This window comes from Labrys sp. E2SS-1L, assembly GCF_057073705.1.
Genome location: NZ_CP172712.1, coordinates 1 through 21204, shown reverse-complemented (window position 1 = coordinate 21204; position 21204 = coordinate 1). Strand labels below are relative to the sequence as shown.

Annotated in this window: 17 protein-coding genes; 9 read left to right on the top strand and 8 right to left on the bottom strand. The window is 63.6% G+C overall.

Features of this window, described 5'->3' with window-relative positions:
• Positions 1 to 178 precede the first annotated feature (178 nt).
• Positions 179 to 2779, top strand: coding sequence for an ATP-dependent chaperone ClpB (gene clpB, locus ACIGJE_RS00085; protein ID WP_311934319.1), 2601 nt, complete (start codon positions 179 to 181; stop codon positions 2777 to 2779).
• A 293-nt stretch (positions 2780 to 3072) separates the two neighbouring features.
• Positions 3073 to 3780 carry a DUF899 family protein gene (locus tag ACIGJE_RS00080; RefSeq protein ID WP_311934318.1) on the top strand — a complete coding sequence of 236 codons (708 nt, stop codon included), beginning with the start codon at positions 3073 to 3075 and terminating at the stop codon, positions 3778 to 3780.
• A 76-nt stretch (positions 3781 to 3856) separates the two neighbouring features.
• Here ACIGJE_RS00080 and ACIGJE_RS00075 read toward each other — a convergent pair whose 3' ends face one another.
• The 4 genes from ACIGJE_RS00075 to ACIGJE_RS00060 form a co-directional block, all read right to left on the bottom strand.
• Complete coding sequence (locus ACIGJE_RS00075; protein WP_311934317.1) at positions 3857 to 4909, bottom strand: ABC transporter substrate-binding protein; 1053 nt, start codon at positions 4907 to 4909, stop codon at positions 3857 to 3859.
• Between the two features lie 95 nt (positions 4910 to 5004).
• The gene (locus ACIGJE_RS00070) at positions 5005 to 5799 is read right to left on the bottom strand and encodes an ABC transporter permease (RefSeq protein ID WP_311934316.1); all 795 of its coding nucleotides are present in this window, start codon (positions 5797 to 5799) and stop codon (positions 5005 to 5007) included.
• Positions 5800 to 5803: 4 nt separating this feature from the next.
• On the bottom strand, positions 5804 to 6658 hold the full coding sequence (locus ACIGJE_RS00065) for an ABC transporter permease (RefSeq protein WP_483679067.1): 855 nt from the start codon (positions 6656 to 6658) through the stop codon (positions 5804 to 5806).
• Positions 6655 to 7722 carry an ABC transporter ATP-binding protein gene (locus ACIGJE_RS00060; RefSeq protein ID WP_367625893.1) on the bottom strand — a complete coding sequence of 356 codons (1068 nt, stop codon included), beginning with the start codon at positions 7720 to 7722 and terminating at the stop codon, positions 6655 to 6657. The genes ACIGJE_RS00065 and ACIGJE_RS00060 overlap by 4 nt, the downstream gene beginning before the upstream one ends.
• Positions 7723 to 7906: 184 nt before the next feature.
• Between ACIGJE_RS00060 and ACIGJE_RS00055 the strand changes: the two genes are divergently transcribed.
• Entirely contained in the window at positions 7907 to 8746 is an 840-nt protein-coding gene (locus tag ACIGJE_RS00055) for an IclR family transcriptional regulator (RefSeq protein WP_415085899.1), read from the top strand.
• A gap of 53 nt (positions 8747 to 8799) precedes the next feature.
• A complete protein-coding gene (locus ACIGJE_RS00050; protein WP_483679065.1) occupies positions 8800 to 10092 on the top strand; it encodes an NAD(P)/FAD-dependent oxidoreductase in 1293 nt (430 codons plus the stop codon).
• Between the two features lie 24 nt (positions 10093 to 10116).
• Here the strand turns inward: ACIGJE_RS00050 and ACIGJE_RS00045 are convergent, their stop codons facing one another.
• Positions 10117 to 11451, bottom strand: coding sequence for an MFS transporter (locus tag ACIGJE_RS00045; RefSeq protein ID WP_311934311.1), 1335 nt, complete (start codon positions 11449 to 11451; stop codon positions 10117 to 10119).
• A gap of 171 nt (positions 11452 to 11622) precedes the next feature.
• On the opposite strand from ACIGJE_RS00045, the gene cyoA reads away from it, so the two are divergent.
• Genes cyoA through ACIGJE_RS00020 form a run of 5 tightly spaced genes read left to right on the top strand, consistent with a single transcriptional unit; the run spans position 11623 to position 16619 of the window.
• Positions 11623 to 12807 carry a ubiquinol oxidase subunit II gene (gene cyoA / locus ACIGJE_RS00040; protein ID WP_376717635.1) on the top strand — a complete coding sequence of 395 codons (1185 nt, stop codon included), beginning with the start codon at positions 11623 to 11625 and terminating at the stop codon, positions 12805 to 12807.
• A 30-nt stretch (positions 12808 to 12837) separates the two neighbouring features.
• Positions 12838 to 14847, top strand: coding sequence for a cytochrome o ubiquinol oxidase subunit I (gene cyoB / locus ACIGJE_RS00035; protein ID WP_394312281.1), 2010 nt, complete (start codon positions 12838 to 12840; stop codon positions 14845 to 14847).
• Between the two features lie 17 nt (positions 14848 to 14864).
• Positions 14865 to 15491, top strand: coding sequence for a cytochrome o ubiquinol oxidase subunit III (gene cyoC, locus ACIGJE_RS00030; protein WP_376717640.1), 627 nt, complete (start codon positions 14865 to 14867; stop codon positions 15489 to 15491).
• Positions 15488 to 15877, top strand: a complete 390-nt coding sequence (gene cyoD / locus ACIGJE_RS00025; protein ID WP_367625888.1) for a cytochrome o ubiquinol oxidase subunit IV — start codon at positions 15488 to 15490, stop codon at positions 15875 to 15877. Before cyoC ends, cyoD begins: the two co-directional genes overlap by 4 nt.
• Positions 15878 to 15887: 10 nt before the next feature.
• Positions 15888 to 16619: an SURF1 family protein gene (locus tag ACIGJE_RS00020; protein WP_311934307.1), complete on the top strand. Its 732-nt coding sequence runs from the start codon at positions 15888 to 15890 to the stop codon at positions 16617 to 16619.
• 4 nt (positions 16620 to 16623) lie between these two features.
• Here the strand turns inward: ACIGJE_RS00020 and ACIGJE_RS00015 are convergent, their stop codons facing one another.
• The 3 genes from ACIGJE_RS00015 to ACIGJE_RS00005 all read right to left on the bottom strand — a co-directional run bounded on the left by ACIGJE_RS00015 (position 16624) and on the right by ACIGJE_RS00005 (position 20495).
• Complete coding sequence (locus ACIGJE_RS00015; protein WP_311934306.1) at positions 16624 to 17166, bottom strand: response regulator transcription factor; 543 nt, start codon at positions 17164 to 17166, stop codon at positions 16624 to 16626.
• Positions 17147 to 18442 (bottom strand): ATP-binding protein, encoded by a 1296-nt coding sequence (locus tag ACIGJE_RS00010; RefSeq protein ID WP_311934305.1) that lies wholly within the window; start codon positions 18440 to 18442, stop codon positions 17147 to 17149. The genes ACIGJE_RS00015 and ACIGJE_RS00010 overlap by 20 nt, the downstream gene beginning before the upstream one ends.
• A 112-nt stretch (positions 18443 to 18554) precedes the next feature.
• The gene (locus ACIGJE_RS00005) at positions 18555 to 20495 is read right to left on the bottom strand and encodes a peptidoglycan DD-metalloendopeptidase family protein (RefSeq protein ID WP_415085909.1); all 1941 of its coding nucleotides are present in this window, start codon (positions 20493 to 20495) and stop codon (positions 18555 to 18557) included.
• Positions 20496 to 21204: the final 709 nt, after the last annotated feature.

Sequence of the window (21204 nt, the reverse complement as noted above, 5' to 3'; positions counted from 1 at the left end):
GCGGCGACACGGACGTCTTGGCTTCTTGTTTGATCTGGCTCAGACTCTTGCTTCGATACCCCTTGTAGCTTCGTTCCGGCACCCCACATCATTCTCAGCGAATGCCTGCGGGGTTCGCAAATCTGTATGGCGCCTGGACGATGCTACGGGTCCCCGGGCGTGCTGGAAGGGACATAGAATGAATTTTGAACGCTATACCGAACGGGCCAGAGGCTTCGTGCAGTCGGCGCAGTCGCTCGCTTTGCGCGAGGGGCATCAGCAGTTCGCTCCCGAGCATCTCCTGAAAGTCCTGCTCGACGATCCCGAGGGATTGGCGGCGGGCCTCATCGATCGTTCCGGCGGCAATTCGCGCCAGGCGCTGAATGCCGTCGAGGCCGCGATCAAGAAGCTGCCCAAGGTGCAGGGCACGGGTGCCGGCCAGGTCTATCTGACGCCGGGACTCGCACGTGTGTTCGAGGCGGCCGAGAAGGCGGCCGACAAGGCTTCCGACAGTTTCGTCACGGTCGAGCGGCTGTTGCTGGCGCTCGCCGTCGAGAAGGATACCGAGGCCGGCAAGGCGCTGGCGGCTGCCGGCGTGACGCCCCAGAACCTCAACAAGGCGATCGAGGCCCTGCGCAAGGGCCGCACCGCCGATAGCGCCACGGCGGAGAACGCCTATGACGCCCTGAAGAAATATGCCCGCGACCTCACCGCCGATGCCCGCGAGGGCAAGCTCGACCCGGTGATCGGCCGCGATGAGGAGATCCGCCGCACCATCCAGGTGCTGTCGCGGCGCACCAAGAACAACCCCGTGCTGATCGGCGAGCCCGGCGTCGGCAAGACGGCGATCGTCGAGGGCCTGGCGCTGCGCATCGTCAATGGCGACGTGCCCGAGAGCCTCAAGGACAAGGCTTTGCTGGCGCTCGACATGGGTGCGCTGATCGCCGGCGCCAAATATCGCGGCGAGTTCGAGGAGCGCCTGAAGGCCGTCCTGAACGAGGTGACATCCGCCGACGGCGAGATCATCCTGTTCATCGACGAGATGCACACGCTGGTCGGCGCAGGCAAGGGCGAGGGGGCGATGGACGCGTCCAACCTCTTGAAGCCTGCTTTGGCACGCGGTGAGCTGCATTGCGTCGGTGCCACCACGCTCGACGAATATCGCAAGCATGTCGAGAAGGATCCGGCCCTGGCGCGGCGCTTCCAGCCCGTCTTCGTCGAGGAACCCACGGTGGAGGACACCATCTCCATCCTGCGCGGCCTGAAGGAGAAGTATGAGCAGCACCACAAGGTGCGCATCACCGACAGCGCGATCGTGGCGGCGGCGACCTTGTCGAACCGCTACATCACCGACCGCTTCCTGCCGGACAAGGCGATCGACCTCGTCGACGAGGCCGGCTCGCGGCTGCGCATGCAGGTGGATTCCAAGCCCGAGGAGCTCGACGAGCTCGACCGGCGCATCGTCCAGCTCAAGATCGAGCAGGAAGCCCTCAAGCGCGAGAACGACGACGCCTCCAAGGATCGCCTCGCCAAGCTCGAAAAGGAGCTGGCCGATCTGGAGGAGCGTTCGTCCGAACTCACCCAGCGCTGGAAGTCGGAGAAGGACAAGCTCGGCCGCGCCGCCGATCTCAAGGGCCAGCTCGACAAGGCCAAGAACGAACTGGCCGAGGCCCAGCGCCGCGGCGAGTACCAGCGCGCGGGCGAATTGACCTATGGCATCATTCCCAAGCTCGAAAAGGAGCTGGCGGAGGTCGAGGCGTCCGAAGGCAAGGTCGGCATGGTGGAAGAGGCCGTGACGGCGGATCATGTCGCGCAGGTGGTCTCGCGCTGGACGGGCGTGCCCGTCGACAAGATGCTGGAAGGCGAGAAGGACAAGCTCCTGCGCATGGAGGACGTGCTGGCGACCCGCGTGGTCGGCCAGGGCGAGGCCGTGCAGGCGGTTTCGACCGCGGTTCGGCGCGCCCGCGCCGGCCTGCAGGATCCCAACCGGCCGATCGGTTCCTTCATCTTCCTGGGCCCCACGGGCGTAGGCAAGACGGAGCTGGTGAAGGCGCTTGCCGCCTTCATGTTCGACGACGACACGGCGATGACCCGCATCGACATGTCCGAATATATGGAGAAGCATTCGGTGAGCAGGCTCATCGGCGCGCCTCCGGGCTATGTCGGCTATGACGAAGGCGGTGCGCTGACCGAAGCCGTGCGGCGCCGGCCCTACCAGGTCGTGCTGTTCGACGAGATCGAGAAAGCCCATCCCGACGTCTTCAACGTCCTCCTGCAGGTGCTGGACGACGGCCGCCTGACGGACGGGCAGGGCCGCACCGTCGACTTCCGCAACACTTTGATCATCATGACCTCCAATCTGGGGGCCGAATATCTGGTCAACCAGAAGGAAGGCGAGGATTCGGACAAGGTGCGCGAAGAGGTGATGGCGGTGGTGCGCAGCCACTTCCGGCCGGAGTTCCTCAACCGGGTCGACGAGATCATCCTGTTCCACCGCCTGAAGAAGGCGCAGATGGGCGCGATCGTCGATATCCAGATGACCCGGCTGCAGAAGCTACTCGACGAGCGCAAGATCACGCTGCATCTCGACGATGCCGCGAGAACCTACCTTGCCGACAAGGGCTACGACCCGGCCTATGGCGCACGTCCGCTCAAGCGCACCATCCAGCGCCTGGTCCAGGATCCGCTGGCCGAGATGATCCTCTCCGGCAAGGTGAAGGACGGCTCGACCATCGAGATCGGAGCGACCGGTTCGGGCCTGGTCATCGGCGGCCAGGCAGTGAATGCCAGGGCGGCGTAAGGAAATATCAGCCGAAAAACGAGAAAGCGGGCCTTCGGGCCCGCTTTTTTATGGCAGCTGAAGCTGAAACAGCCACCATATGAATCGCGGCAACTATGCGCTAGAGCAAAACGCGTTCAAGTGTGAACGCTTATTTTCTCAAACTTTTTGTCCCGACGCGTCTTTGCGATTCTTGGCGACTCGGTCAAATCGCAAAACGCTATAGGCTCAAAAATGGAACCCGATTGTCGGGTCGGTGCGTTGAGAAACGTCCTTGGAGCGTAGCGCCATCGACGACAATCGAGGAGAAACGCATGACCGCGACCATGAGCGGGCTGAAACCCGCCACCGAACTGGCAGCCTTGAACGAGGCCCGGATCCCGAATGAGAACGAGGAGTATCGCCGCGCCCGAACCGCACTGCTTGCGGAGGAAATCGAACTTCGCCGCCATATCGAACGCGTGGCAGAAATGCGCCGCGCGCTGCCGCCGGGAGCACCCGTGACAAAGGATTATGTCTTCGAGGGGGAGAACGGGCCTGTTCGTTTCGCAGACTTGTTCGGCAGGCATGAGAGCTTGATCGTCTACAACTACATGTTTGGTCCCGAGCGCAAACGCCCGTGTCCGATGTGCACCGCGCTCCTCGGCGCGCTGGCGGGTAATGCGCAGGATATCCAGCAGCGCGCGGCGCTTGCCGTCGTCGCGCGCGCCCCGATCGGGCGGCTCACCGATTTCAAGCAGGAGCGGGGCTGGCGGCATTTGCCGCTCTACAGCGACACCAGCGCCGAATTCGGCCGTGATTTCGGGACCTGGCGCCCGGACGGGGATTATCCGGGCTACAATGTCTTTACCCGGCGCGACGGCTCCATCCGTCATTTCTGGGGCGGCGAGATGGGCGGCGTGACCGCCGATCCCGGGCAGGACCCGCGCGGCGCACCCGACTTCACGCCGCTCTGGAACGTGCTCGACACCACGCCAGAGGGGCGCGATCCGCATTGGTATCCGAAGGTGGACTATGATTGACCGATAGCGACAGTGCTGCGAGGCAGCACGGCTGCGCCGGGGCCGGCATGGCCGGGCCGGTCCGGCGCAGGTGATGTCAGCGCTCGATGGTCTTGTTCCAGCGATTGTTCCATTCGGGGCGCTTGGCGTTGATGGCGTCCCAATCGAGCGTGATGACGGTCTTCATATAGCCGTTGAAGGCATCGAGCTTGGATTGGGCGACGGGATTGGAGGCCTTGGTGCTGGGATTGGAGGGAATGATGTTGCCGGCATTCAGGGCCTTTGCCTGCGCTGCCGCCGACATCAGATAGGCGGCCAGCTTCTGCGACAGCTCCGGCTCCGAATTCTTGGCGGTGACGCACTGGGCGATCATCAGCAGCACCGAGCCTTCCTTGGGCTGGACATATTCGACCGGCAGGCCCTTGTCCTTCAGATTGCCGATCGCCGTCGGCGTCAGCGGGAAGATCGCGGCTTCGCCCGTCTGCACCATTTCCGACAATTTGGCCGAGCTTGGAATGAACTCCAATACGTTGGGGGCAATGTCCTGCTTGATCTTGGTAAAGCCCGGCTCGACATTGCCCTCGCTGCCTCCTTCGATGCGGTTGACCATCAGCAAGGCATGCAGGCCATAGGTCGAGGTGGCGGCGGATTGGAAGACGAGCTTGTCCTTGAATTTCGGGTCGGCCAGGTCGAGCCAGGAGGTCGGCGCCGGCCAGCCATTCTCGTCGAAGATCTTCTTGTTGTAGCCGATGCCGGTCATGCCCATGTCGATCCCGGCTGCCATGTCGCCCTTGATGCGGGCGCTGGCCGCGATTTCGTTCAGTTCGGGCGAGGGCTGCAGCTTTTCGCACAGGCCCGAGGAGATCGCACGCATCATCACACCGTCATCGAGGAAGATGAGATGCATTTGCGGGTTGTCCTTGGACGCCGTCGCCTTGGCGAGGATGTCGGTCGAGGTGCCGGGCACGACGACGATCTTCACCCCATTGGCTTTCTCGAAATCCGGGAAGACGGCTTCGGTGAAGGTCTTCTCGTAGGGGCCGCCATTCATGCCGACATAGAGCGTCTTGTCTTGGGCCAGTGCGGCAGATGATGCGCTGATGGCCACGGCGAACGACGCGGCGGCTCCTGCCAGAAATTTCAGGTTCATTCCAATCCCTCTCGTGATGTGCAGGCCCATGTCGGTTTTCGGTTGTCGGCCTGGCGCGGACCTGCACCCCGCGTGGGCCATTTTCCGGAAGGTTCTTACCCTTTGCCGATCAGCACCCTGTCGAGCCCGAAGGCACGGTCGAGGATCAGCATGGCGCAGGCCGTCAGGGCGATCATCAAGGCCGAGACCGCCGCCATCATCGGATCGATCGACTCCGTCGCGTACATGTACATGCGCACCGGCAGCGTGACGGTCGATGGAGCAGTGACGAAGATCGACATCGTCAGTTCGTCGAAGCTGTTGATGAAGGCGAGCAGCCAGCCGCCGGTGATGCCCGGCAGGATCAGCGGGGCGGTGATACGGCGGAAGACCGTCCACTGCGAGGCTCCGAGCGTTCTTGCCGCATGCTCGGCACTGCGATCGAAGCCGGTGAGCGCCGACAGCACCAGCCGCAAGACATAGGGCGTGATGATGACGGCATGGCTCAGCACCAGCCAGGCGAAGCTGCCCTGCACGCCGATGAGGGCGAACAGGCGCAGCAGGGCGACGCCGAGCACCAGGCTGGGAATGATCAGCGGCGAGAGGAACAGCGCATTGAGGGCGTCGCGCCCGGGGAACTCGAAGCGGTCGATGGCCAGGCCCGCCGGTACCGAGAATAGCACGGCGATCGAGGCCGAGAGTGTCGCGACCCAGATGCTGTTCCAGAACGAGGCGACGAAGTCGGGATGGGCGAACACCGCCTTGAACCAGCGCAGGGAGAGGCTGGTGGTCGGCAGGGTCAGGGTGTTTTCGGGGGTGAAGGCGACGATGCAGATCACCACCAGCGGCGCGAGAACGAAAGCCACCACGAGCGTGTGGAAGATGAGGGCGAGGGGGCCATTCTTCTGCATCGATCTACCCCAAAGCCTTTCTCGCCCGCGACTCGACGATGCGGTTGTAGGTCACCATGATCGCGAGATTGGCGACCAGCACGACGATGGCGATGGTGGCTCCCAGCGGCCAGTTCAGCTCCTGGAGATATTCGTCATAGACCAGTGTCGCCGCCATCTTGAGGCGGCGTCCGCCGAGCAGGCCGGGGATGGCGAAGGCGCTGGCCGACAGGCCGAAGACGATCAGGCTGCCGGAGAGAATGCCGATCGTCGCCTGCGGCATGACGATGCGGCGGAAGCTGGTGAAGCGCGAGGCGCCGAGGGTACGGGCAGCCGCCTCGACCATGGGATCGAGCTTCTGCAGTGCGGTCCAGACCGGGATCACCATGAAGGGCAGCATCACATGGACCAGCGCGATGACGATCGCCGTTTCCGTGTAGAGCAGCCGTACCGGCCCGAGCCCCATCAGTTGCAGGGCGGCGTTCACCAGGCCGGTCGGGCCGAGCAGCATGCTCCAGCCAAAGGCACGCACCACCACCGATACCAGCAACGGCCCGATGATGACGAGGAGGAAGACGGAGCGCCAGGGTTCGCGCATGCGCGAGAGGATGTAAGCCTCCGGCATGCCGATCAGCGCGCAGATTGCCGTCGTGATCGCGGCTATCTTCAGCGTTCGCCAGAAGATCCCGAGATAATAGGGGTCGGTGATCACCTTGACGTAGTTGTCGAGGGTGACGGCATCACCAATGCCGGTCGAATAGTCGTAGACGCGGAAGGAAAGCGTGACCGTAAGGATCAACGGGACGATCACCATCACGGTGAACAGCAAGAGGTTCGGGCCCGCCAGCAACCAGGGGGTGGCTCCCTTGCGGCCGGTCATGACGCGGCACCCGGCAGGGGTAATTCCAGGCGGGCGCTGGCGGCATCCCAGCGCAGGGACACCGCGTCATGAGGGCCAGCCGGCTCCTGTCCGTCGTTGGGAGCGGAAACGGTCAGGGGCCCGGCTGGTGTGTCGACGTTGAAGAGCCAGTAGCTGCCGAGGAAGAAGCGCGAGGCGATGCGCCCGTCGACCACGCCCTCTCCCGGCCTGCCCAGCAGGATGCGTTCCGGACGAATTGTCAGGGTGATGGCCGCCCCGTTCTCGGCATGGTCGGCCTGTGCCGGCAATTGGCTTCCGCCTGCCAGCGCGACGCCGAGAGCGCCATCGGTATGCCAGATCGCCTCGAGCCGGTTCATCTTGCCCACGAAGCCTGAAATGAACGGCGTAGCCGGGCGCTCATAGAGGCGATAGGGCGGGTCGACCTGCGTCATCCGGCCGGCTTCCATCACGACCACGCGATCGCTGATCGACAGGGCCTCGGCCTGGTCGTGAGTCACCATGATGGTCGTGGTTCCCACGCTTTGCTGGATGCGCCGCAATTCGAACTGCATCTCCTCGCGCAGCTTGGCGTCGAGATTGGACAGAGGTTCGTCCAGCAGCAGCACTGGAGGGCGGATGACCAGGGCACGCGCGATGGCGACGCGTTGGCGTTGTCCACCGGACATCTGGCGCGGATAGCGGTCCGCAAATCCACCGAGTTGGACGAGATCGAGGGCTTCGGCGACGCGCTTGTCGCGCTCCGGTCGCGATACGCCCCGCATCTCCAGCCCGAATGCTACGTTCTGGGCGGCCGTCATGTGCGGGAAGAGGGCGTAGTTCTGGAATACGATGCCAAGACCGCGTTTCTCGGGCGCAAGGCCCGTAATGTCCTGGCCATCCAGCACGATGCGCCCGTTGGTGGGTTCCACCAGCCCCGCGATCATTTGCAGCGTGGTGGTCTTCCCGCAGCCCGAGGGACCGAGCAGCGAGATGAACTCGCCCTTGTGAATCGCGAGGTCGACGTCGCTCACCACAGTCAGGGCGCCGTATCGCTTCGACAGCGATTCCAAGGCCAGGAAACTCATCTCACCTCACAGAGAACGTTTGGGGCCTTCAGCCTTGGCGGAAGCGAGGCGATGGAAACGCATTGGGGACTAGGCAGTCAACATTAAATTCCGTAGAATAGAATTCGGAATAATTTAATTCTGGTATATAGAAAAATTATACATTTTATGACTAAAATTTTCTGAAATAAGGAATACCATTGAGATGGCCGCTTCCGATGACATGGCGATTTCCACCGTAAGGCGGGCTCTGGAGCTCTTGCGCATCCTGGCTGGCGGTCCGCCGGAAGGAATGCGCCTGAAGGATATTGGCGAGGTGGTGGGCTATGGGCAGTCGATGGTCCACCGGCTCTTGCAGGATCTGATCCTGGAAGGCGTCGTCGAACAGGTATCCGGGAGCAAGCGTTACCGGCCGGCCCTGGAATTTTTCGTCCTGGCGGCGCGGATCGGGGAATCGAGCGGGCTGCGCAGATTGGCCGGGCCGACCTTGCTGCGGCTCTCGGCGACGCTGAGCGAGTCCATTTTTCTGCTGGTGCGTACCGGCTTTGACGCCGTCTGCCTCGACCTTGTCGAGGGGCCCTATCCCATCCGCTCGTTCACCGGTGATATTGGCGGCAAGGTGCCGCTCGGCCTGGGACAAGGGAGCCTGGCCATTCTCTCTCACCTTCCCGAGGCGGAGCAGGAAGCCGTGATCCGCTTCAACATGCCCCGGCTGATCGACAAGGGCTTCCTGGATGAGGCCACCTTGAGGGTGGCGATCGCCAAGGCCCGCGAACAGGGCTGGGCCGATCTCAACTCGGGCTTGATTCCCGGCATGGCGGGCGTCGGTGTTCCCGTCTTTGACGCGCATGGCCTGGCGGTCGCCTCGCTCAGCGTGGGCACGCTTGCCGAACGGCTGACGGAGAGCCGGCTCGCCGGCGTCGTCAAGGTGATGAAAGCCGAGGCCGAGGAACTCAGCCAGCGCCTCAATCCCTTTGACATGACGCTGCGTCACCCCATGCGCAGCCTGGCATTCGCCAAGCCCGTCTCCTCCGGGCGGAGCTAGAGGCTGCCATGGGCCATGGATAGCGTGCCGATGAACACTTGCGGGAGTACCTGATGGCGCGTCTGACTTATCCGAACTACTCCAGTCATTGCGGATGGAATGCGATGCTGCCGGCGCGGGAGGCCCGTGCCGCGCTGGAGGGCGACATCCGGGTTCGCTATGCCGTCATCGGCGCCGGATATACCGGCGTGGCGGCGGCGTGGCGCCTCGCCGAGCTCGACCCCACCGCCGAGATCGTGCTGCTCGAATCCGGCAGTGTGGGTGAGGGCTCCTCGGCCCGCAACTCCGGTTTCCTCGGCCGAAGGGTGATGCCAAAGGACGCTTCCGACGACATGGCGGCGAAGGCGCAAATCCTGTCGCGCTATCAGGCGGAAGGGTTCGACTGGCTCAAGGATCGGATCGACGCCCACGGCATCGATTGCCAACTCAAGCGCACCGGCTATATCCGGACGGCCGCCACCGAACGCGGCAGGGCGGTCGTGGAGGCTGCCCGCGACATTGCCCGCAAGAACGCCATCCCCCATGAGGTCCTGTCACGGCTCGATCTGGAGCGGCGGATTGGCACGGCCTATTACACCATCGGCCTTCATCTGGAGGACAACTACCTGCTGCAGCCCGCCGCATTGATCCGTGGCCTCGCCGATGCGCTGCCATCCCAGGTGACGCTGCACGAGAACACGCCCGTGCTCGCCATGCGCCATGACGGCAAATGGCGTCTGGAAACACCGAATGGTGTGGTTACCGCCGATAAGGTCGTGCTCGCCACCAATGGCTTCATTACCAAATTCGGCTATCTGAAATCGCGCCTGGTGACGATCTACACCTATGCAGCGGTCACCGCGGCGATGCCGGATGCCGACAGTCGCTGGGCCGGTGCCGATGCCGATTGGGGCGTCCTGCCCTCGCATCGCTTGGGCACGACGCTGCGCCGCATCGGCGACAACCGGCTGATGGTTCGCAGCCTCTATTCCTATGAAGATGAACTGGACGAGCCACGCGTCATCCGTGCCTTGAGGACACGTTTCGAGCGGCGTTGGCCGGCGCTGCGCCATGTGCCGTTCGAATATGTCTGGGGCGGGACGACGGCCTTGACCATGAACGGCTCGCCCTGGTGGGGCAGGGTGGATGAAAACCTCTATGCCTCCGGAGGATGCAATGGCGGCGGCATCGTCAAGGGAACGCTGCTCGGCAAGCATATGGCGGAAATGATGACGGGGCACGGCGACCAGAGCGAATTGTTCGCCTCGCTGGGACTGGCCAACTGGATCGCACCCGAACCGTTCCGCACAATGGGATTCCGGGTGATTTCAGCCTATGAACGGCACCGCGCCGGCCTCGAAATGTAGAGGCCGGCAAAGCCGCAATACCGATCAGTCCTTCGAATCGCTGGTGCCCTTGCGGATGCCTTCGAGGTTGATCCACAGTGCGATCAGCGTGCAGACCGCGCCCGAGAGCAAGTAGACGCCGGAGGAGGCGAGGCCGAACCAGGAGGCCAGCGCCAGGGCGACGAAGGGGGCAAAGCCCGCGCCGAACAGCCAGGCGAGGTCCGAAGTCAGGGCTGCGCCGGTATAGCGGTAGTGGATCGGGAAATTCATGTTCACCGCACCCGAAGCCTGGCCGAAGGTCAGGCCGAGCAGGATGAAGCCGCCGATCATGTAGATGAGCTCGCCCGTCTGGCCGCCATTCAGCAATTGCGGCGCATAGCCTGAATAGATGGCGATCGCCATGGCACAGACCGCGATCAGGTTGCGTCGGCCGAAGCGGTCGGCGATCGGGCCGGAGGCGACGATGGCGGCGAGCCCGAACAGGGCGCTGAAGATCTCGATGATCAGGAACTGCACCACGCTCTCATTGGTCTCCAGCACCACCCAGGCAAGTGGGAACACCGTGACCATGTGGAAGAGGGCGAAGCTCGCCAGCGGCGCGAAGGAGCCGATGATGATGGTGCGGCCCTGGGCAGCCACCGTCTCCGCGATCGGCTTGGGCTGCAGTTCCTGGCTCTGGAACATCTCGGCATATTCGGGCGTGGCGATGATGCGCAGGCGCGAGAACAGCGCCACCACATTGATGGCGAAGGCCACGAAGAAGGGATAGCGCCAGCCCCAGTCGAGGAAGTCGCCCGGGCTGAGCTCGGTGTAGAAGAAGGCGAACAGGCCGCTGGCGACGATCAGGCCGAGCGGGGCGCCGAGCTGTGGGATCATCGCCCACCAGCCGCGCTGGCCTTCCGGGGCGTTCAGGCTGAGCAGGGCCGGCAGGCCGTCCCAGCTGCCGCCGAGCGCGATGCCCTGGCCGATGCGCAGCAGCGCCAGCAGGACGCCGGCCCAGGCGCCGATGGTGCCGTGATTGGGCAGGAAGGCGATCGCGGCGGTGGAGCCGCCGAGCAGGAAGAGCGCGATGGTCAGCTTGACCTCGCGGCCATAATGCCGGTCGAACAAGGTGAACAGCGCCGAGCCGAAGGGACGTGCGAGGAAGGCGAGGGCGAAGATCGCGAAGGAATAGAGCATGCCCGTCAGCGCATCGAGATGCGGGAAGGCAAGCTTGGGGAACACCAGCACGGAAGCGATGGCATAGACGAAGAAGTCGAAATATTCCGACGTCCGGCCGATGATCACGCCGATGGCGATCTCGCTGGGCGTGATGGTGTGGCGCTTGGCGCCGTGCTGGCCCGCGGCCCCGGCCGGATGCATGGAAGTCGTGGTGCTCATCGTCCCTCGGCTTTCTCCAAAGCCCCTAGCCCGCTCGACGGAAGCCGTGCAGTATGGGGGTCCCTTGCGTACCTATTGCCGTCTTCATGATGATATTGTCATTGGACAAAATGTCCAATGGGCAGCCTGAAACCGGAGGCGTATCGGCACGACATGCGAATGCTATCCCGAATGCCGTCCCTTAGCTCCGTCCGCTTGCGCAAGCTTGCCCGCCTGGCCATGGCACTGCCCCTGGCGGGCCTGCTGGCGGGCTGCAATGCCGTGGTGCTCAGTCCCTCCGGCGACATCGCCGCCCAGCAGCGCGACCTCCTGGTGTTCTCCACCGTGCTGATGCTGGTGATCATCATCCCGGTGATGGCGCTGACGGTGCTGTTCGCCTGGCGTTATCGCCAGTCCAACAAGGCGGCGCGCTACGAGCCGGATTGGGACCATTCGACCCAGCTCGAACTCGTGATCTGGGCGGCCCCGCTCTTGATCATCATCATCCTCGGCGCGATCACCTGGACGGGAACCCACCTGCTCGATCCCTACCGGCCGCTCGAACGCGTGGCCGCGGGCAGGCCGGTGACCAAGGAGGTCAAGCCGCTCGAGGTCCAGGTCGTGGCGCTCGACTGGAAATGGCTGTTCATCTATCCCGAATATGGCGTGGCCAGCGTCAACGAGATGGCGGCTCCCGTCGACCGGCCGATCAATTTCAAGATCACCGCCTCGGCCGTAATGAATTCCTTCTATGTGCCGGCACTGGCGGGCATGATCTATGCCATGCCGGGCATGGAGACCAAGCTGCATGCGGTGATCAACGCGCCGGGCGAGTATGAAGGCATTTCGTCCAATTACAGCGGCGCCGGCTTCTCGGGCATGCGCTTCCGCTTCCACGGGCTCGACCAGGCCGGCTTCGACCAGTGGGTCGCCAAGGTCCGTGCCGGCGATGCCGGAACGCTCGACCGCCCGGCCTATCTCGCACTGGAGAAGCCGAGCCAGAACGTGCCCGTACGCTATTACAATGCGGTTGCCGATGATCTCTATCACGCCATCCTGAACATGTGCGTCGACGCCAACAAGATGTGCATGGACAAGATGATGGCGGTGGATGCAAAGGGCGGGCTCGGCAAGGAGGGCATCAACAATGTCCGGCCGCTGCTCTACGACAAATATGCCCGTCGTGGTGCGGTGTTCGGCCCTGAGCCCTATTTCGTCTCCTCATTTTGCGAGGTGCCGCGGTCCGGCGCGCTCGATACCTGGAAGCGCAGCGTTCCGGCGCTGAGCCCCAAGCCCGCCGGCCTCACCGGGGCCAGCCTGTCGATCCCGCCCGCCTCCCGCCAGTTGCCGCAGCTCTCCGCTGCGCAGCCCGGCTAAGTGCAACCTCATTCACGAGCGGTTTTTGCCATGTCTTCTGAAACGGTTGCGGTGAGCCCGATCTTCGGTCGGTTTACGCTTGAAGCCATCCCCTATCACGAGCCGATCCTGGTCGCGACCTTCGCGGCGGTGGCCATCGGCGGCATCGGCCTCCTCGGTGCGCTGACCTATTTCCGCGTGTGGGGCTATCTGTGGCGCGAATGGTTCACCAGCGTCGACCACAAGCGCATCGGCGTGATGTATATCGTGCTGGCGCTGGTCATGCTGCTGCGAGGCTTTGCCGATGCCATCATGATGCGCCTGCAGCAGGCGATCGCCTTCGGCGGGTCCGAGGGCTACCTGCCGCCCCATCACTACGACCAGATCTTCACGGCGCATGGCGTCATCATGATCTTCTTCGTGGCGATGCCCTTCGTCACCGGCTTCATGAACTTCGTGGTGCCGCTGCAGATCGGTGCGCGCGACGTCTCCTTCCCCTTCCTCAACAATTTCTCGTTCTGGATGACGGCGGCCGGCGCGGCCATCGTGATGATGTCGCTGTTCGTCGGCGAATTCGCCAAGACGGGCTGGCTCGCTTATCCGCCGCTCTCGGGTATTGCCTACAGTCCGGATGTCGGGGTCGACTATTACATATGGGGCCTGCAGGTCGCCGGCGTGGGCACGCTGTTATCGGGCGTCAACCTGATCGCGACCATCGTCAAGCTGCGCGCCCCCGGCATGACGATGATGCGCATGCCCGTCTTCACCTGGACGGCGCTGTGCACCAACGTGCTCATCGTCGCCGCCTTCCCGGTGCTGACGGCGGTGCTCGCCCTGCTGTCGCTCGACCGCTATGTCGGCACCAACTTCTTCACCAACGACCTCGGCGGCAATCCGATGATGTATGTCAACCTCATCTGGATCTGGGGCCATCCGGAGGTCTACATCCTCATCCTGCCGGCCTTCGGCATCTTCTCGGAAGTAACGGCCGCCTTCTGCGGCAAGCGCCTGTTTGGCTACACCTCGATGGTCTACGCCACGGTGGTGATCACCATCCTGTCCTATCTGGTCTGGCTGCATCACTTCTTCACTATGGGCTCGGGCGCCAGCGTCAACTCCTTCTTCGGCATCACCACCATGGTGATCTCGATCCCGACCGGCGCGAAGATCTTCAACTGGCTGTTCACCATGTATCGCGGCCGCATCCGCTTCGAGCTGCCGATGATGTGGACGCTCGCCTTCATGCTCACCTTCGTGATCGGCGGCATGACGGGCGTGCTGCTGGCCGTGCCGCCGGCCGACTTCGTGCTGCATAATTCGCTGTTCCTGATCGCCCATTTCCACAATGTGATCATCGGCGGCGTGCTGTTCGGCATGTTCGCTGGCGTCAACTACTGGTTCCCCAAGGTCTTCGGCTTCCGGCTCGATCCGTTCTGGGGCAAGATCTCGTTCTGGTGCTGGGTCGTTGGCTTCTGGGTCGCCTTCATGCCGCTCTACATCCTCGGCCTGATGGGCGTGACCCGGCGCGTCAGCCATTTCGAGGATCCGTCCCTGCAGATCTGGTTCGTGATCGCCGCCTGCGGCGCCGCGATCATCGCCGTCGGCATCGCCGCGATGCTGATGCAGTTCTTCGTGAGCTTCCGCAAGCGCGAAGAGCTCAAGGACGTCACGGGCGATCCCTGGGATGCCCGTACGCTGGAATGGTCGACCTCCTCGCCGCCGCCGGCCTACAACTTCGCCTTCACGCCGGTGGTGCATGATCTCGATGCCTGGGCGGACATGAAGCGTCGCGGCTACAAGCGCCCGCTGGAGGGCTACAAGCCCATCCACATGCCCAAGAACACCGGGGCCGGCATCATCCTGGCCGGCTTGAGCGCGGTCTGCGCGGTCGCGCTGATCTGGTATGTCTGGTGGCTCGCAATCGCCAGCTTCGTCACCCTGCTGGCTGCGATCATCATCCATACCTTCAATTATAACCGCGACTTCCACATCCCCGCCGAGGAGGTGGCCACCGCCGAGAATGCCCGCACGCGCTTGCTGGCGGCGGCAGGAGAACGCTGATGTCGCAGACCATCCTGATGCCGCAGACCGAGGCCGCAGACAGCCAGGCGCCGGTCTTCCACCTGCCGGAAGAACCGCATCATCCGGAAGGGTCGAGCACCATGCTCGGCTTCTGGATCTATCTGATGAGCGACTGCCTCATCTTTGCGATCTTGTTCGCCACCTATGGTGTGCTCGGCGGCAATTACGCTGCCGGTCCCTCGCCCAAGGATCTGTTCGACCTGAAACTGGTGGCCTTGAACACCACCATGCTGCTGCTCTCCTCCATCACCTATGGCTTTGCCATGATCTCGATGCAGGAAAGCAAGGTCGGCTCGACCCAGGCCTGGCTCCTAGTCACCGCTTTGTTCGGCATGGCCTTCGTCGGCATCGAACTCTACGAGTTCTCGCACATGATCCATGAGGGCGCGACGCCACAGCGCAGCGGCTTCCTCTCCGCCTTCTACACGCTGGTCTCCACCCACGGCCTGCACGTTTCCACCGGCATCCTCTGGCTGTTCACCTTGATGGTGCAGGTCGCCCGCTACGGCCTGACCTCGGCGAACCGCCGGCGCCTCATGTGCCTGAGCCTGTTCTGGCACTTCCTTGACGTCATCTGGATCGGCGTCTTCACCTATGTCTATCTGATGGGGATGCTGCGATGAGCGCCCACACCCACCAAGACTCCCACCACGGCGCCCATCACGACGAGCATGGCTCTTCGCATGGTTCGCGCAAGAGCTACCTGATCGGCTTCGGCCTTTCGGTGGTGCTGACCTTCATCCCGTTTTGGCTGGTGATGACGGGCGCGCTTGAGTCCAAGGTCGCGACCTCGTTGATCGTGATCTCGCTGGCCGTGATCCAGATCATCGTGCACATGATCTATTTCCTGCATATGGACGCCAAGTCCGAAGGCGGCTGGAACCTGATGGCCCTGATCTTCACCATCGTGCTGGTGGTGATCACGCTGACGGGCTCGCTGTGGGTGATGTACCACCTCGTCAACAACATGATGCCGATCTCGGCGCATGACATGCGCAACATGCCGTGAGCCTGATGCGATGACGACGCCGGGTGGCCGGCCGGACCGGCCACCACGTTCTCGACGTGGTTTCACCGTCTTGGTGGCGGCTCTCGTCGTCGCCTTTGCCGGCTTTTGTGCCCTGGGCGTGTGGCAGGTCCAGCGCCTGGGCTGGAAACTCGACCTGATCGCCCGCATCGATGCCCGTATCCATGCCGAGCCAACGCCACCGCCGGGCCCGGCAGCATGGCCCGCAATCGCTGCGGACAAGGACGCTTACCGCCGCATCCGCCTGGCGGGTGAATTCCTCGATCGCCCGCCCGCCTTCGTGCAGGCGACCACGGCGCGGGGAGGCGGCTTCTGGACGCTGTCGCCGCTGAAGACGGAGCAGGGCTTCGTGGTGCTGGTCAATCGCGGCTTCGTGCTGCCGGAAGAGCGTGCCAAGGCGGGCAATGCTGCCGGGCCGGCCGAGGTGATTGGGCTGCTGCGGCTCAGCGAGCCCAAGGGCGCTTTCCTGCGCAGCAACGATCCCGGGGCCGATCGCTGGTATTCGCGCGACGTGGCTGAAATCGCCGCCGCCCGCGGCCTCGGTGCCGTCGCTCCCTATTTCATCGATGCCGAGCGGCGGCAGGCCGGCGAAATTCCAGCCGGCGGCATGACGGTGGTCGATCTGCCCAACAACCATCTGGTCTACGCACTGACCTGGTTTGCCCTCGCCCTGATGACGCTTGGCGGGCTGGTCTATACCGTGCGCGAGCGAAGAGCGGGTTAATCCCTCATTTCAGCCGCCGCTTCTCCAGCTTGCGCGCCAGGGTGCGCCGGTGCATGCCGAGACGGCGTGCGGTTTCGGAAATATTGAATTCCGTCTCCACCAGCGTCTCGTGGATGCGTTCCCATTCGAGATTCTTGATCGAGGTCGGGGTCTGCGTGGTCGGCACGCTGGTGTCGCCGTCGCTGCGCTGGAAGGCCGCCTCGATATCGTCGGTATTGGAAGGCTTGGCCAGGTAATGGCAGGCTCCCAGCTTGATCGCCTCGACGGCGGTGGCGATCGAGGCAAAGCCCGTCAGCACCACGATCTTCATGACGGGGTCATGGCCATGCAGGGCCTTCACGCATTCCAGCCCCGAGCCGCCGGCAAGCTTGAGGTCGACCACGGCAAAGCCCGGTGCATGGCTTGCGAGCAAAGCCTGCATCGGTTCGAGGCCGGCCGCGACCTCCACGGCATAGCCGCGGCGCTCGAAGGATTTGCGCAGGGTTCGGGCGAAGGTCGCATCGTCCTCGACGATGATGAGGCGGCGTTCAGCCGGGGAGGGGGGCATCGGTTACTCCTTCGGGCGACAGCGTCGCCATCGGCAGGGTCAGTTCGACCAGGGCGCCGCCATTCAAGAGGTTCTTGGCCGTGACGGTGCCGCCGAGCTTGCGGGCGACATTGACGACCAGGAACAGGCCGAGCCCGCCGCCCGGCCGATTCTTGCTGGAATTATAGGGTTTGCCGAGCTGATCCAGTATGTCCTTGCCGAAACCCGGCCCTGCGTCGGTGACAGAGAGCGTGAGGCGGTCGCCGCGCCGCTCCAGGGCGATGCCCACCCAATTGGGCGAGGCTTCGAGCGCATTGTCGAAGATGTTGAACACCACCTGCTTGAGGGCGTTGTCCGAGACGATGGAGACATCCGTGCCGAAGGTGTTGTTGTAGTCGAGGCGGGCGGGGGAACGGCTGGCGCGCCATTCCTCCACGAGCTCGTTGAAGAAGCTGATCACGCTGGTGCGCCGGGTGCCTTCGCCACGCACCTCGCCCGATGACATCAGGATGCCGGTGACGATCGTCTTGCAGCGGTCGAGCTGGCCGCGCATTTCGGTGAGTTCGGCGGCGATCTCCTCGTCTTCCCGGAACATCGCCATGCGCTGCCAGTCGCTCAGGATCACCGAGAGCGTCGCCAGCGGCGTACCGAGCTCATGGGCGGCGCCGGAGGCGAGCAGGCCCATGCGGACGATATGGTCCTCTTCGGCCGATTGCTGGCGCAGGCTTGCCAGATGGGCATCGCGGGCGCGCAGGTTGCGGTTGATGCGGGTGACGAAGAACACCAGCAGGATCGCTGCCAGCACGAAGCAGATGAAGGTGCCCTGGACATGCAGGTCGGCCAGGTCCGTGCCGCTCTGCACCGGGATCGGCAAGGGGCGGTTGAAGGTCGCCAGGCCGACGAAGCAGGCGCTGGTGGCCGCCAGCAGCGTCCAGGTCGACCACGCCTCCAGCAGGACGCCGCCGATGATGACCTGCAGGAGGTAGAGATAGATGAAGGGATTGGAGGCGCCGCCGCTCAGATAGAGCTGTACGGTGAGGGCGGCGACATCGAGCATGAGCTCGAGGAAGAGCTCGGTATTGCCCACCAGACCCTGGCTGCGCAGCCGGACCAGGCCGACGACGTTGAGCGCGACCAGGAAGCCGATCACCACGGCCATCTCGAACAGCGGCAGGGGAATGCCGAGCGCGAGGTCGACGAACAGGATGGTGATCACCTGCCCGATCACGGCGAGCCAGCGCAGCTGGATCAGCAGAGCAAGGTTTTTCTGGTCGGTGGTGTCACGAATGGTGGTCATGACAACTTACTAGAGCGTTTTCCAGAAAAGTTGATAGCAGAACGGTTGGCGAAAATGCCGCGGGGGCGGGCCGTCGTCGAGCCATTGCCGGCGGTTACCCGGCCTCAGCTCCTCAGCTCTTGTTGGTGCCGGTCGCAATCTCGGCGACGGGGGCTTTGCTCATCAAAGCGTTGATGCGGTCGCGCTCGGCCTTGAAGGAGGCGAGCAGCTCGCCATTGAGCTCGCGGCCCTGAGGCAGCTTGATGCGCATCGGATCGACGAAACTGCCGTTGATCTTCACTTCGTAATGGATATGCGGGCCCGTCGCCAGGCCCGACTGGCCGAGATAGCCGATGACCTGACCCATCTTGACCTTGGCGCCGACGCCTGTGCCCGAGGCGAAGCTGTTCATGTGCGAATAGGTCGAGAGATAGCCGTTGGCGTGCTGGATCTCGATGTGGCGGCCATAGCCGTTGGTCCAGCCGGATTTGACGATGGTGCCGTTGCCGGTGGCCAGGATCGGCGTGCCGACCCGGTCGGCCCAGTCGACACCCGTATGCATCTTGTAATAGCCGAGGATCGGATGGCGCCGCATGCCGAAGGTGGAGCGCATCTCGCCGCCATTGATCGGCTTGCGGGTCAGGAATTTGCGCGCCGATTTGCCGTCCTCGTCGTAATAGTCGACCTGGCCGTCGTCGGGGCTGGCGAAATGATAGTAGCGCTTGAGCTCGCCATTCACGGTCAGCGCCGTGTAGAGGATGTCGCCGACCGGATTGCCGGCGTCGTCCTGCTCGTAGAAGAGCTCGAAATTGTCGCCCGGCCGGGTGTGGCGGGTGAGGTCGACGTCATAGGCATAGACGCGCAGCAGGCGCTCGATCATTTCCTTGGGCACCTGCTGCTTCAGGGCCGTCTCGTAGATGGAATAATAGAGGCGGATACCGGTGCCGCTGTCGCCTTCATCCTCGTCGTCGCCGCCCTGATTGTCCTGGGCGTTGGCGGCGATGTCGGTCGAGCTCGGATCCTGTACGGAAACATAGCCGCCGGTATCGGCAAGCACCACGGTGCCAAGATGCTTGTCGGCATTGTAGACCGACAGGCGTACGGGCCTGGAATGGGGGTCCTCTTCCTCGCCCGGAGCGACCAGAACCCGTAGGCGCAGCCCGCCATGCAGCTTGCCGGCATCGCCGAGCGCCTTGGCGATCTCCTGGATTTCCTGCGGTGTTGCGCCGAGGCGCCCCAGAATGCCGGCGAGCGTGTCCTTGTCCTCCACCGTGATGGTCTGCTCGCGGGAGGAGACTTCGGGCGCCGTCTTGGCGATGTTGGTGAAGTTCTCGGGCACGATGGTGATCTTGAGCGCCGAGTCGGGGTCGGTCTGCACGTCGGTCTCGCGCAGGGCCGTCAAATCGGCGCTCTCGGCGCGATCGTCGTCGGCGGCGAGCGCCACGAATTGCGGTGGGATGATCGCGGCGGAGGGATCGTTACCTTGGGTCTGTGCCCGCACCAGCGCGAGCACCTGCTCGTCGGGCAGCAGGGGGCCGGAGGTCGGCTGGAAGTTCACACCGACGAGGTCGCGGTTGGCCACGGTGACCTCGCCGTCGTCGGGCGCCTGCTCGACATGGGCGGTGGCGGGCGCCAGGGCCGCGTCCGGATCGGCGGAAAGAGCCTGGGGATTATAGGGAGGCACCTGGGAGGCGAGGGGGCCAGAAGCAATCTGCAGGCTGGCGAGCACGCGCGCGAAGGGCTTGACCTTGATGACGTCCTTGTCGCCCACCTTGGTGGTGGTGGAGACGCGAATGACCTGATGCGCTTCCATCGTATCGGTCTGGATCAGGATACGATCGGTCTTCTGGGTAGAAGTCTGGGCCTCGCTCTCGCGCACGACGGTGGGGGCGATCTGCGGTGCATGGCCCACGCTGTATTCGCCGTCCAGAGCGGCATAGACGGCTCCGCCCATGAGGCCGGCACCGCACAGGCCCGTGAGGACCGTTCCCGTCAGCCAGCGGATCGAGACCTTGCGCCGATCGGGCGCTCGCCCGCCATCTGCCGAAAGCGGCGCCTGCGTTCCGGGATCCACGATCCCGTACCGATCCTGCCGCCTGTCTCTATAGGTCGTCCGTGGTGACAAATTCGATCGTTCCGCCAGAAATACGCTGAACCCAAAACGCCGAGGCGTGAGGCGGGCGCATGGTTGGTAGGAAGTTGCCCTTTTCTTGGGGGCGGACCGTGCCCTAGCTGGGCGCGCCGGTCAATTCCAGATCCATCTTAACCCCTGATCAATTGGGCCGATTTGGGGCGATGCATGACGATTCCATGAAATTCGGGGTGGAATTGATGATCGGGCGGCTGCCCATATGGAGCGGGGATAGGATCCGAGGGGCTAGCTATGGAACCCGCGCGCGCTGCGCGCGCGAGAGGGCGAGGGCCGTGCTTTGAAAGGAGGGCCGGGACGGTTGCGTGTCGAGGCCCCGAACAGGGAGACGGCGTCCAGGGCTTGAAATGCCAGTGTCGAATATCCATGTAGTGACAAGCGGTTAGCGGGGTACGCCGGGTAGCTTTCCACAGGCCCTCCAAAAAAAGCGTCATGCAACCGTCAAAAAAATGAAATCGGCTGTTGACGGGCGGAAAGAGCCCCTCTATACAGCACCCATCGACGGACGGCGCTGCCGCGAATGAGCGGCGGGGCTGATTTGTTGCCTCTTCTGCTTAAGATCGCAAGGTTCTGAACCTGGTGAGAGCTGGGTCGAAGAGGCGTCTGGAAGATTGAACGGGTTCGGCTCGTTCCA